The organism is Fructilactobacillus sp. X2R1C3 (genome assembly GCF_059901425.1).
Map to the genome: position 1 here is coordinate 66,033 of NZ_JBWXUW010000001.1, position 13,250 is coordinate 79,282.

11 protein-coding genes are annotated in these 13,250 nt (G+C 44.7%); 6 read left to right on the top strand and 5 right to left on the bottom strand.

The annotated features are described in order from the left end of the window. Positions 1-105: 105 nt before the first annotated feature. On the bottom strand, positions 106-1,665 hold the full coding sequence (gene guaA, locus AC6UDD_RS00285) for a glutamine-hydrolyzing GMP synthase (protein WP_500717336.1): 1,560 nt from the start codon (positions 1,663-1,665) through the stop codon (positions 106-108). Between the two features lie 10 nt (positions 1,666-1,675). Then, positions 1,676-2,818, bottom strand: a complete 1,143-nt coding sequence (guaB, locus tag AC6UDD_RS00290; RefSeq protein WP_500717337.1) for an IMP dehydrogenase — start codon at positions 2,816-2,818, stop codon at positions 1,676-1,678. Positions 2,819-3,057: 239 nt separating this feature from the next. Between guaB and hisS the strand changes: the two genes are divergently transcribed. From hisS to AC6UDD_RS00305, 3 genes are all read left to right on the top strand, one after another. After that, the gene (gene hisS / locus AC6UDD_RS00295; protein ID WP_500717339.1) at positions 3,058-4,248 is read left to right on the top strand and encodes a histidine--tRNA ligase; all 1,191 of its coding nucleotides are present in this window, start codon (positions 3,058-3,060) and stop codon (positions 4,246-4,248) included. Positions 4,249-4,311: 63 nt separating this feature from the next. Further along, positions 4,312-5,772 (top strand): amino acid permease, encoded by a 1,461-nt coding sequence (locus AC6UDD_RS00300; RefSeq protein ID WP_500717341.1) that lies wholly within the window; start codon positions 4,312-4,314, stop codon positions 5,770-5,772. 169 nt (positions 5,773-5,941) lie between these two features. Beyond that, positions 5,942-6,595: a VTT domain-containing protein gene (locus AC6UDD_RS00305; RefSeq protein ID WP_500717344.1), complete on the top strand. Its 654-nt coding sequence runs from the start codon at positions 5,942-5,944 to the stop codon at positions 6,593-6,595. Positions 6,596-6,623: 28 nt separating this feature from the next. Here the strand turns inward: AC6UDD_RS00305 and xylB are convergent, their stop codons facing one another. Continuing rightward, a complete protein-coding gene (gene xylB / locus AC6UDD_RS00310; protein ID WP_500718083.1) occupies positions 6,624-8,120 on the bottom strand; it encodes a xylulokinase in 1,497 nt (498 codons plus the stop codon). A 147-nt stretch (positions 8,121-8,267) separates the two neighbouring features. Beyond that, on the bottom strand, positions 8,268-9,815 hold the full coding sequence (locus AC6UDD_RS00315) for a ClC family H(+)/Cl(-) exchange transporter (RefSeq protein ID WP_500717347.1): 1,548 nt from the start codon (positions 9,813-9,815) through the stop codon (positions 8,268-8,270). 112 nt (positions 9,816-9,927) lie between these two features. On the opposite strand from AC6UDD_RS00315, the gene AC6UDD_RS00320 reads away from it, so the two are divergent. Further along, positions 9,928-10,398 carry a hypothetical protein gene (locus AC6UDD_RS00320; protein WP_500717349.1) on the top strand — a complete coding sequence of 157 codons (471 nt, stop codon included), beginning with the start codon at positions 9,928-9,930 and terminating at the stop codon, positions 10,396-10,398. Positions 10,399-10,597: 199 nt separating this feature from the next. Further along, complete coding sequence (locus AC6UDD_RS00325; RefSeq protein WP_500717351.1) at positions 10,598-11,515, top strand: alpha/beta hydrolase; 918 nt, start codon at positions 10,598-10,600, stop codon at positions 11,513-11,515. 301 nt (positions 11,516-11,816) lie between these two features. Here AC6UDD_RS00325 and AC6UDD_RS00330 read toward each other — a convergent pair whose 3' ends face one another. Further along, positions 11,817-12,602, bottom strand: coding sequence for a glucose-1-dehydrogenase (locus tag AC6UDD_RS00330; RefSeq protein WP_500718086.1), 786 nt, complete (start codon positions 12,600-12,602; stop codon positions 11,817-11,819). 223 nt (positions 12,603-12,825) lie between these two features. On the opposite strand from AC6UDD_RS00330, the gene AC6UDD_RS00335 reads away from it, so the two are divergent. After that, on the top strand, positions 12,826-13,176 hold the full coding sequence (locus AC6UDD_RS00335; protein ID WP_500717353.1) for an iron-sulfur cluster biosynthesis family protein: 351 nt from the start codon (positions 12,826-12,828) through the stop codon (positions 13,174-13,176). Positions 13,177-13,250 lie beyond the last annotated feature (74 nt).

The window sequence follows — 13,250 nt, forward strand, 5'->3', positions numbered from 1 at the left end:
CACAATTAAATTGATTTGAAAATTTTAAATTTCAAACACAAAAAAATGCTCTATAACCACTAGATTATCTATTAGTTATAGAGCATTTTATTTTAAAAGTTATTTTTATTGATACTCAATCGTTGCCGGTGGCTTCCCAGTAATGTCGTAAAGTACACGGTTAATCCCGGGCACTTCATCGACGATTCGTGATGATACCTTACTCAAGACGTCCCATGGAATTTCGGCAAATTCAGCGGTCATTCCATCAACCGAATTAACGGCTCGGATATTGATGGCTTCATCGTAGGTTCGTTCATCACCCATGACACCAACGGTCCGAATGCCAGGTAGGGCAGTGAAATACTGCCAAACCTTCTTGTCCAGACCGGCCTTTTTGAACTCGTCACGCAGAATGGCATCAGAATCTCTAACCTTCTTTAATCGTTCAGGAGTCACGTCACCAATAATACGGATGGCGAGACCGGGACCAGGGAATGGTTGCCGCCAAACCATCTCGTCTGGCATTCCCAATTTTTCCCCGATTTCTCGGACCTCATCCTTGAAGAGTTTGTTTAAGGGTTCAATCAACTTGAACTTGAGGTCCTTGGGCAGTCCACCAACGTTATGGTGGGACTTAATCGTTTGCGCGGTGTCTGTTCCGGATTCGATCACGTCGGTGTACAAGGTTCCCTGGGCCAGGAAATCAACGTCCTTGAACTTCCGGGCTTCCTTTGAGAAGGTGTCGACAAATTCTTTCCCGATGATTTTACGTTTCTTTTCGGGGTCGGTTACGCCCTTTAGTTTGGATAAGAATTCGTCACTGGCATCGACAAAGTCAATGTTTAAGCCAAATTCATCGCCTAAAGTGTGTAAGACCTGTTGAGCTTCATTCTTGCGCAACAGACCGTGGTCAACGAAGACGGAGATGAGTTGGTCGCCAATTGCCCGATGTAAGAGGACGGCAACCACACTTGAATCAACGCCACCAGAGAGACCCAGTAAGACACGTTTGTCGCCAACTTCTTCCTTGATGTTTTCAATGGCATCTTCAATGAAGTCGTCCATGGACCAGTTGTCCTTAGCGTGGGCAATGTCAAAGACAAAGTTATGCAGCATTTGGTTCCCCTGTTTGGTGAGGTTAACCTCGGGATGGAATTGGACGGCGTAGATGTCTTTGTCGTGGTTTTCCATGGCAGAAATGGCACACTGTTCGCTAGTAGCAGTTACTTTGAAACCGTCTGGGACCTTGGTTACAAAGTCCCCGTGACTCATTAAGACGGTTTGATTGGGGTCTAGTCCCTTAAAGGTACCGGAGTCATTACTTGTGACCTTAATTTTAGCGGGACCGTACTGACTGTCGTCAGCGGTGGTGGTTTGACCACCCTTTAGGTCGTGTGCTAATAGTTGCATGCCATAACAGATTCCCAGAATCGGTATGCCCATGTTTAAGATTTCGGGGTCGACGTCTAGGGCGTCTTTGCCGTTGACACTGTTGGGACCGCCAGAAAAGATGATGCCCTTTGGTGCGATTTCCCTTACTTCTTTGGCAGTGATGGTGTGTGGTTTTAGTTCTGAATAAACGCCCATGTCACGAATGCGACGGGTGATTAGTTGGTTGTATTGACTCCCAAAGTCGAGAACTAAAATCTCATCATAATCACGTTTTTTTGTACCAGTTGCCATCAAATTCCTCCTATTTATCGATTGAATAGTTTGGTGCGGATTTGGTGATTTGCACATCGTGGGGATGTGATTCGCGTAGTCCTGCATTAGTAATTCTAACAAATTGAGCGTTATTAATTAAGTCGGAAATGGTGTGAGAGCCGGTGTAACCCATCCCGGAACGAAGACCACCCGCAATCTGGAAGAGAACGGTTGAGACGTCACCCTTGTACGGGGTTTGCCCCTCAATTCCTTCTGGGACGAGTTTCTTTTCTTCTTTGACCTTGCCCTGAAAGTATCGGTCAGAGGAACCATTTTCCATGGCTGCCAGTGAACCCATACCACGGTATGCCTTGTACTTCTTGCCGTCAGCACCCGTATAAACGTCTCCAGGGGCCTCCGTCGTACCTGCCAGCATACTTCCTAGCATGACGGCACTCCCGCCCGCTGCGAGCGCCTTAACGATGTCTCCGGTGTACTGCATCCCACCGTCAACGATGATTTGCTTGCCGTAGTCAGCGGCAACTCGGGCAGCGTCAAAGGCAGCGGTGATTTGGGGAACACCCACGCCGGCCACGATCCGAGTGGTACAGATGGAACCAGGACCAATGCCGACTTTGGCAATGTCAACACCAGCGTCAAAGAGAGCTTTGGCACCAGCACCAGTGGCAATGTTTCCCGCAATCAAAGTCTTGTCCGGAAATTTATCTCTGATTTTAGCGATTTTTTCTAGTACACCCTTGGAGTGACCGTGGGCAGTATCGATGATGACGGCGTCTGCTCCGGCATCAAATAATAATTGAGTTCGATCGAAGGTATCGTTAGTTACCCCAACGGCCCCCGCTACTAATAAATGACCATTGTCATCAACCGCAGCATTGGCACCGGTAACTTCAGCATTTTTAACCGTTTTAACTTCAGCTGCTTGCTTTTTGGCGCTCATGTTTTTGTGAACTACGCCGAGTCCACCGTTTTGAGCCATCGCAATCGCTAAAGGTGCCTCTGTGACAGTGTCCATACTTGCGCTTAGAACGGGTAAGTTTAACTTTAAGTTCTTGCCTAAGGTCGTTCTTAAGTCAACTTGGTTTGGTAACACGTCACTTGCTGCAGGAATTAAGAGAACATCATCAAATGTTAATCCTTGTTTCCCGAATTTATAATTCCAATCCTTCATCGTACTCCTCCTATTGTTCAGTTTTATATAAATTGTTAATAGAATACCATAAAAAACGTTGTAACATCAATGACAACTCGAACAATTTTTCTTTGGTTAACTTTAATCATATGTGGTTTACGCTTGACTGATTTATAAAGACGGACAAGACAGGCGAATTCAATAATGGTAAAATCTACGTATATATCTTTGACAGAATTTTAATTAAACAATTAAATTAATAGAAAGATGGGAATATTATGGATGACAAATTTAAGAAAGTGCGAGGGATGTCAGACATTTTGCCTGATGAGACCAGTGTTTGGCAACGAATCGAAGATACGGCGCGCGACGTTTTCGCTCGATACGACTTTCATGAGATGCGCACTCCGCTAGTTGAGAAGACCCCCGTCTTTACCAGAACCTCTGGTGATAGTTCGGATATCGTCACCAAGCAGATGTACAGTTTTCAGGACAAAAGTGGGCGAGACATCTCACTACGACCAGAGGGAACCGCTGGAGTAGTACGTTCCTTCGTTGAAAATAAGCTGTTTGGACCAGAGCATCCCAAGCCCGTTAAGGTCTTCTACATGGGGGCGATGTTTAGATACGAACGTCCGGGTGCGACTCATAACCGGGAGTTCCATCAGATTGGGTGTGAATCAATCGGAGCTACCAGTCCCCAGATTGATGCCGAAACGATTGCGTTAGCCCTGGACATCTTCAAGGGTGTCGACATCAACGACTTAAAGGTTGAAATCAACACGTTGGGTGACGAAGAGAGTCGGAAGCGTTACCATGACGTCCTAGTAGCCTACTTCTCAAAGTATGAGGACCAATTAAGTGAAGACTCCAAACGGCGCTTAAAACAGAATCCACTCCGGATTTTGGACAGTAAGGACAAGGGGGACCAGCAGCTGGTTGCTGACGCTCCGAAATTAGAAGACAGTCTGACTGATGAATCGAAACAGTACTTTAATGATGTCTTGTCCGCCCTTGATGCTTTAGACATTCCGTACACTGTTGATGATCGTCTGGTTCGCGGCCTTGATTACTACACCGATACGGTATTTGAAATCATGGCCAAGGATCCAAGCTTCGGAGACGATTACACCACCATCTGTGCCGGTGGTCGTTACAACCACATGGTAGAAGAGTTTGGTGGACCAGAAGATACTGGTGGCGTAGGCTTTGCCTTTGGTGAAGAACGGTTGGCAACGATCGTGAACACTAACGACGACAGCAACTCGATTGACTACTTCATTGCGACCGACGTGAAAAATAAGGAAGCGGACGTTAAAAATCAGATCCTTGATAAGGCCCTGAAGACCGCTGAAGACTTGCGTAACGACGGGAATTCCGTTGAAGTCAATTTTCAGAGTCGAAGCATGAAGAGTCAGATTAAAGAAGCCAAGAAATTAAACAGTAAAAACATTATGCGAATGGATTAATTATAAAGATGGGGCGAATGAAATCGCCTTTTTCTTTTAATTCAAGATGAAAGAAGTGAGGATTTGAGTAGTAAAAAAGAAAAGGTCGGAACCATTGGTCTGACCGCGTTTGTACTATCAGCGATGGTTGGTGGTGGAATCTACGATTTGCCACAAAACATGGCACTGCATGCCGGAGCAATTGCCCAAATCATCGCTTGGGCACTATCCGGATTAATTATTTGGTTTATTGTGCGTTCGTTTATGACCTTGTCGGAGGTTCGACCACAATACACCACCGGTTTGTATCACTATGCGCACGCCGGGTTTGGTAACTTTACCGCCTTCTTTGTAAGTTGGGGGTACTGGATCTGTCAGTCGTTCGCCGTTGCCGCATATTCAGTCCTGTTGATGTCGACGTTAAACGCGTTTTGGCCCGGGACGTTTACGGGTGGCAATAACTGGATCTCGATTATTGGTGGAACCATCGTGTTGTGGCTCATGACCTACCTGATTTTAAAAGGCATCCGGGTTACCAGTCACGTCGATGTGTTTGGGACCATCTGCATGTTGACGATTGTAGCGATCTTCATCATTACCATGATTGTGGTCTTCAACTGGCACGCCTTTACTACCAATATGTTTGCGTCCCAGACGTTACCAAAGGTTGATGACAAGGCCATGGGCGGTTTGTTCTCCCAGGTCCGAAATGCCATGATGACCACGATGTGGGTCTTTTCTGGAGTTGAAGGGGCCGTCGTCTTGTCAAGTAACGCCAAGAGTCAAAAGGACGTGCGTCAGGCGACTAAATACGGCTTCTTAATCTGTTTGGTACTGTACGCGCTGGTGTCAATTTTGCCACTGGGCTTACGCAGTTACGGTCAACTGGCGAACCTACAAAGTCCTTCAACTGGGGCCTTGATGCAGATTGTTTTGGGACCACTAGGACGATTAATCATCACCTTTGGTGTCATTGTCGCCGTCTTATCCAGTTGGTTGACGTGGGTCTTAGTTTTGTCTGAGATGCCCCGAGCAGCTTCGATGGACGGAACCTTCCCGAAGTTCTTTAGAAAGATGGGCAAGAACAACGTTCCGATTCACTCGTTGTTCATGACGGTTATCGTTATTCAATTAATCATTATCTTTACTCACTTTGCGGGGCGGGCCTTCAATTTCACGCTGACCATCGTGGGAACGATGACGGTGCCACCGTACCTGATTTCGATGATGTATCTGTTCAAGATTAGTCGCAACGAGAAGACGTTCAATCCGGATGGCAACAAGCTGTCGGTCTCAAGAAAGAGTGCCTACTTCGTGTCAGTCTTGGCAATCCTTGGCACCCTGTTCATGGGCTACGCCGCTGGACTGGAATACCTGACGATTGCCTTTGTGATCTATGCTTTGGGAATTCCACTGTTTATGTACGCTCGAAAACAGTACGCACCAGGACAGCCAATCTTTGGGAAGTACGAGCGTTACTTTGCCATTGCCATTCTAGTGGTGGCCGTCATTGGGGTCATCTTACTGATTCAACCGAAACTGTAATTAAATTTAGAAAAACTAAAAGACGATTGAGCTGAAATTAGTTCAATCGTCTTTTTTATATTCATTAATTTTAGTTTAAATCAAGGACTCCTAGGGTTCTGCGACTATCCTTGCTAGCGGCATTTTGGTAAAATTGTAAAATAACTAAATTTAAGTGGGGATTAATTATATGAGTTTTTTAGTCGATTTTGTGCTTCACATTGACCACCACCTAGTCACACTCGTCAACATGTTTGGCAATTGGACCTATCTGATCCTGTTTGCGGTTATCTTCATTGAAACCGGCGCCGTAATCATGCCATTTCTGCCGGGTGATTCACTTTTGTTTGCGGCCGCAGCCCTGGCCGCCGCTAGTACCAATGATTTAAACATCTGGATTTTTGTGATTTTGTTCTTTATGGCGTCCGCTTTGGGGGACTCACTGGATTTCTTCTTGGGAAGAAAAGTTGGCCTGGCCATTACTGACAATAAATATTTGAGTCGATTCATTAAGCCCAAGGATTTTGAAAAAGCCCATCAGTTCTTTGATAAGTACGGGTCATGGGCCATCCTACTGGGACGGTTTATGCCGATTGTGCGGACGTTCGTTCCATTTGTTGCTGCCAGTAGTGACTACAGCTACCAAAAATTCGTGAAGTATGACGTTACCGCGTGCGTGGCATGGGTCGTCCTGTGCTGTGGTGGCGGATACTTCTTTGGCAACATCCCGTTCGTTAAAGAACACTTCTCGGCCGTGATTTTATCAATTATCTTAATTACCTTACTTCCGGCTCTGATCGGATTAATTAAAACTCGTTTTACTAGCAAAAAGGACGAAGCTTAGGTTTCGTCCTTTTATTTTGGCGTTGTAGTTAACGTAAATCCTGTAATTCGTGACTAATCTTTTTCGTTTGGGGATAAATTTGTTGATAAATTTTAAAAATCTTGGCGTATTTAGCTGCGTTAGCGGCAATCGGTTCGTAGGTCTTACCAAACTTGATGAACTGATCGGCACAGGCCGGAAAGCCGGTAAACCAGCCAAGACCGACGGCGGCAATCATGGCCGCTCCAATGCCAGGTCCCTGTTCGTTTGCGAGGGTGATGACGGGTTTATTGAAGATGTCCGCCTGCATTTGGGTCCAGACGGAACTCTTAGCGCCGCCACCAATGGAAGTGACGTGGTCGATGGTGGCTCCCATTTGGTCGTAGATGGCTAAGATATCATTGAGACTAAAGGTGATCCCTTCCATCACGGCTCTGGTAAAGTCACGTCGGACCTGGGTGCGGTCAATCCCAATGAAACTCCCGCGAATTTGCGAATCAGCGTGGGGCATTCGTTCCCCGGCAATGTACGGCGTGAATAAGAGGCCGTTGGCTCCAATCGGAGATTTACCGGCTTCATTAGTCATCTCGGTAAAGTCCTCATCTTTAACGAAGGTGTTTTTGTACCAGGTCAAAGAATCACCAGCAGCAAGCGTGACGCCCATTGAATAGTAGGTGTTGGGAATGGAATGGTCCTCCATTTGTAGGCGACCACCGTAGTCGGTGGAGAGGTCGACCTCGTGATGTAGGACCACGCCAGAGGTTCCGACGCTGACCAGGGCGTTATTGGGTGACATGATGCCAGCACCAACCGCACCAGCTGAGTTATCGGCGGCCCCACCGTAGACTTTGGTAATGGTTGACATGTCGGCTTGATCGGCGAAGTCGGGGATGACATTTCCCACGTAGTCAATGGACTGAATTAGTGGCGGCAGAATTTTTTCGGGAATTCCGAGTGCCTTACAGATTTCAAGGCTCCACTTGTTGTCGTGGATGTCTAAGAGGGTGGTTCCGGTAGCATCAGAAAAGTCGACCGCGATGTTACCGGTCATTTTGAAACGGAGGTAATCCTTTGGTAAGAGGAAGGTCTTCACTTTGGCCCAGTTTTCTGGTTCGTTTTCTTTGACCCAGAGGAGTTTGGTAATGGTAAAGCCCTCTAGTGGTTGATTACCGGTGATTTCGACGAACCGCTTGCCCAGTTTATCCTCAATTTCTTTGCGTTGCTTCGTGGTTCTGGTGTCGTTCCACAAGATGGCTGGTCTGATGACCTTGTTATCTTTGTCTAATAGTACCAGTCCATGCATTTGACCCGAGAAACTAGCTCCACTTATGGACTCTGGATCAACATTATCATCGTTGACTAATTTTCTGATCGCCGCAATCGTGCCATTGACCCAATCATTGGGATTTTGTTCACTCCAACCAGGTTTTGGTTGGGGATTTGGATATGACGTTGACTCTTGTCCCACGATGTCACCAAGCTTGTTGACAGCCGTGACCTTGACCGATCCCGTGCCGAGGTCGATTCCTAAAACGTTCTTTTCCATGTGTGCACCAACTTTCATAAATGTTCCTTGTAGTTACGTCTCTTAATTTAAGGTTAGCAGGTTATGTAATCGTTTTCAATGAATATTAATTTAATGATTGCAAAGAAAAAACAACTAACCAGAATGGTTAGTTGTTAAAGATTAATATTATTCATCAATTTCCATCGCCATTTTCACCAGCTGTTTCTTAACTGGTCCAATGTTATCACGATGGGCAAGGACAATCAGCGTGTCACCGGCTTTAATCTGGGTGTTTCCATTGGGAATGATGTGGAGATTACCCCGGCTAATCGTGATGAGAATAGAGTGGTTCGGCCAATGGATGTTTTTGACTAACTTGTTTTCAATCGAACTGAATTCATAGACTGGGACTTGAATTTTGTCCGTCTTACTGTCAGCGTTGAAGTATGTCTTGATGGCAGTTAATCGTTCGGCTAAGGCTTGATAGATTGGTTGACCACCCAGCATGTCGACCACGACGTAGGAGATAAGGACCACGAGCGCTAACGCCATGAAGTTCTTGGTGTTGCCAACCAGTTCGGTGATTAGCATGATTGAGGTGAAAGGCGCCTTACTGACGGCCGCAAAGTAGCCGGCCATCCCGAAAATCAACAAGTTGTTAACGTATCCGGTACCGAGTAGTCCAATCTGTGACATAAAACCACCGTAGGCCGCACCAATCAGTGATCCAACGGCTAAGACTGGCATGAAGAAACCACCAGGAATTCCGGCACCATACGTGATTAACCCGAAGACAAACCGGACGATTAGAAAGACAAAGATGGCGGTTAATGGCACGTTGTGAGTGGCGACGGTCATGATGACTCGACTACCACTTCCGATGGTGGTCGGGAAGAACATTCCAACGGGAATAACCAGTAAAATCGGGATTGCACACATGAAGTACCATGGAATAATTTTAATTTTAGCGAACCACTTTGGCAGGTCCAGTAGACCTAAGTTGTAGACATAGCCTAGGACACCCAGAATAATGCCCAGGATAATCAGTTGCCAGTAGTTCTGCAGTTGAAAAATGTGACTGTAGAAAATGGGCAGAATGGGTTTTAGGCCAAAAACCTTGAGGGAAACAAAGTTTGCACAGATTGACCCCGTGAGAGACGAAAGCCAGACGGCGGGAGAGAAATTGCGATAAACACCTTCCATGACGAAGAACGTGCCCGCTAATGGCGCACTAAAGGTAGCCGATAGTCCAGAAGCAGCTCCGGTTGCAATCATCAATCGCCGCTCGGAACCACCTTCTTTAAAGCCCTGGGCAACTCCTTGACCAATGGCACCCCCTAACTGAACCGAGGGACCTTCTCGTCCGACGAAGATTCCGGTCCCGACGGTTAGGACACCGGTGACAAACTTGCGCCACAAGACAGAGACCCAGTTGGTTTCAATGTTTCCAGCTAGTTGAGCTTCGACCTGTGGAATTCCTGAACCCTTAACGTCAGGATCGCCCTTCATGATGAGACCAGTCACGATTGAGATGAGTAAGAAGGTTGGAATTACCAACCACAGAAGGTTGAGATTGTGGTCAAGTCCATGATAAATTGTAAGCGACCATTTTAAGGCGACCTGGATTAGGTAACGAAAGGACGCAATTACGGCGCCCGTCAGCGTTCCAATAATGGTCGCAAAGAGAACGTATCGAATGTCTGAAAAATCAATGTGGTGTGTGCGTTTCGCCAAGTTCTTCATCTCCATTAAGCAATTACATTAATTGTATCACGTTTATTTTTCCCAAATAAATTCGATTTTAGGGTAAAATAATAGTATAGAAAAGATTTAATTGGAGGAATTTATGAAGAAATCAGATATTGTTCAAAAGTTAGACTTCTTGTATGTTCTAACCCTGGTAATTTCAATCATTGAAACGGTTCTGTTGTTTCCAATCCTTGGTGGCATCATCATTGTTAGCATGCTGTGGGTTCCACTCTTGGTACTATTAGGTCTCTACATTACTTGTTTTATCATCAGTTCTCAGATGGTGAGTTCCCTAAGTGATGGTAAAGTTAAGGCCGAAATTGATAACATCAAACCCAAGTTCATCGTCGGAATTGTCTTGTCGATAATCGCGGTAATTCCAATTGTGGGTTGGATCTCACACATTGTGATGGCTATTATCATGTGGCAGGTGTTTACTAACATCAGTACGCTTAAGACAAATTTGATTAACGATGATGGAGCTAAGGGTGATTGGAAAGATGTTACCCCAGATTCTGAGAAGCAGAATTCGAGCCAGCAAGGTTCAGATAGCAATTCTAATAAATAAACATATTAGCTAATTAATAATTTTATCTTTATACAAGCACAAATACACTTATGAATTTTCATAAGTGTATTTGTTTTCGTTAATTTTTCGCTAAAACTAACTTTTTTTGTGTCATTGTATCTAACATCCACTAAGATAGTACGTAGACGCATTAAAACAATTTTTAAAAGTTAAAATTAATTAGAAAGGAGCAAGGCCAATGAAAAGAATACTGAAATGGACCGGGGTGACGGCTTTCTTCTTTGTCATTTTCGCAGTCATCCTTGATTTAGCGGTTGGATACCTGCTGTTTAACTTTGCTTTTGGAAAGACCGGGCTGGCCAGTTTGTACAACGAGAATGCTGGAACACCCGACACCGAGTGGTTTAGTGACAATCACACTCAGTTCTTACACGAAAAAGCGAGTGATGGCACCAATCTAGTTGCTAGATACGTTCCGTCCGAAAAGCCGACCAACAAGACGATGATTGTTGTTCATGGCTACGGTAGTAATAGTGAAGAGATGGAGTCATTCATTAAAATCTTTCATGATGCCGGTTATAACGTCCTCGCACCCGATAACCAGTCGTTTGGTGGCAGTGGTGGTAAGTACATCGGGTACGGTGTCAAAGACGCCACTAACCTGGAAAAATGGGCCAGAGTGCTCAATTATGACCACCCCGACGGTGAATTAGGCCTGTTTGGGACGAGTATGGGGGCTTCGGCCGTCATGTACTCTCTACCAAAAATGCCAAGTAACGTGAAGTTTGCGATTGAGGACAGTGGCTATGCTAGTGTCGAAGGGGAATTAGGTGGCCAACTAAAACGGTTGTTTAACATTCCCAGTTTTCCACTGGTTCCGACCGTTAATCTTTACGTGCGGATGTTTGCGAAGTATAACATGAACGACGGCAATACGAAGAAGACCTTAAAGCACAACCAGATTCCGTTGTTTGTCATTCACGGTGACGTCGATAAGTTTGTTCCCGTTAAGAATGCCTATGAGAATTACAGAAATGATGCGGGACCGAAGCAGTTGTGGATCATTAAGGGTGCCGGTCACATTGAGGGTCGAAGTCAGGATCCTGATACGTATACGCAAAAAGTCGTAAGCTTTTCGCAACAGTATTTTAAGTAGTTGAATTTGGTAAAATGATTGGTAGAATTAAAACAGTACTGCTGAGGAGATGAAGACCAATCAAAGCCAAAATTAGACTAACGGTTGCGTATTTACTCGTAATCGGGGTAATTGCCGCGTATTTTATCCTGGACCAAAAAGAACAGCTGGTCCTCTTTTTTGAGGGAGTTTTACTAGTGACCGCCTGCGTCCTGTTTGGTTGGCACGGTCTAAAAGAATTAATCAGAAGAATTTTAAAGGTGTTTTAGGCAATAAAAAAAAGACTACGAATTTAAATTCGTAGTCTTTTTGGTTGGTAATTTTAACCGTTACCATTTTGAAATGATGGGTATAATGTCATCCCACCATCAACGTAAAGTGAAATTCCAGTAACGTAACTGGATTGATCAGAAGCTAACCAAACAGCGGCAGCTGCAACTTCTGAAGGTTTACCAATTCGGTGCATTGGAACCATGTTAACCGTTGATTCGTAGGTCTTTGGATCAGCGAATTTCTTGGCGTTAATTGGGGTGTTAATGGCACCTGGACAGATCGAGTTAACCCGAATGTCTTGCTTAGCGAATTCCATTGCGGCAGTTTCGGTGAATAATTTAACTCCACCCTTACTTGCGGCGTAGCTAGCAAATGTAGGCCATGGAATCTGTTGGTGAACTGATGAAGTTTGAACGATACTACCCTTTTTGTTGTGCTTTAAGAAGTAGTTCAATGCGGCTTTAGTACCTAAGAAAGTACCAGTTAAGTCAACGTTTACAACTCCTTGCCACTCTTCAAGGGAGATTTCATTTGTAGGAGTCTTCTTTTCCATTCCGGCGTTATTGAACCAAACGTCCAAATCACCGAATGAGTCAACGGCAGTTTGTACTAATGATTCGGCACCAGCATCATCACCGATGTCACCCTGTTTAGTAACAGCGTGTCCACCGTTTTTTTCAACGACTTCAACAACTTGGTTAGCTGCTTCTTCGTTTTTGTGGTAGTTAATAACCACGTTCATGTGTTCCTGACCTAGACGTTCAGCAATGGCAGCACCGATCCCGGAGTCTCCTCCAGTGATTACGGCTGTCTTACCTTCAAGATCTTTATACATAACCATAAAATACACCTCTATATTTCTAATCCTGTTAAGCGGATTAAACTTGTTTGTGACTTTATAATAACCTATCTAGTCCCTAATATAAAGTGAAAAAACTTATTGACCATTTAAAATTAAATTGTGTACATTTTACTTGCGTTATGGTGAATTCCTGCTATCATAAATAGTGAAGATTTGAAGAGGTTCATTTATGGATCACTTATAGGAGGTTATAAATATGAAATTAACAATTACTGATGACGCAATGGCCTACATGAAGAAAAGATTAGCAGGTGCTAACGCATACCTGTTGGCCGCAAATGACGGATCAAATAACTTCTCTGAAGGTGCCGGTGGTGCTTGCACTGTTGGAGATGCCTTTCAAGTTGTTGGTGTTTCAAAAGCACCATCAGACTACGATGTTAAGCTCGAAAACAATCAAGACGCTGACGTTTTAACCAGTAAGAATGATATGACTTTCTTTGGACCAGGTCTAAAGCTTGATTTCAAGAATAACTTCTTGCAGTTAAAAGATGATGGTGAAATGATTGATGGTCAAGTTACGACCAACAACCAGGTTGAAAAATAGAATAAGAGATTAATAAGCCAGGGGAGAACCGGAGTAATTGCTTCGGTTCTTTTTTATTAAAAAATGGGATTCAC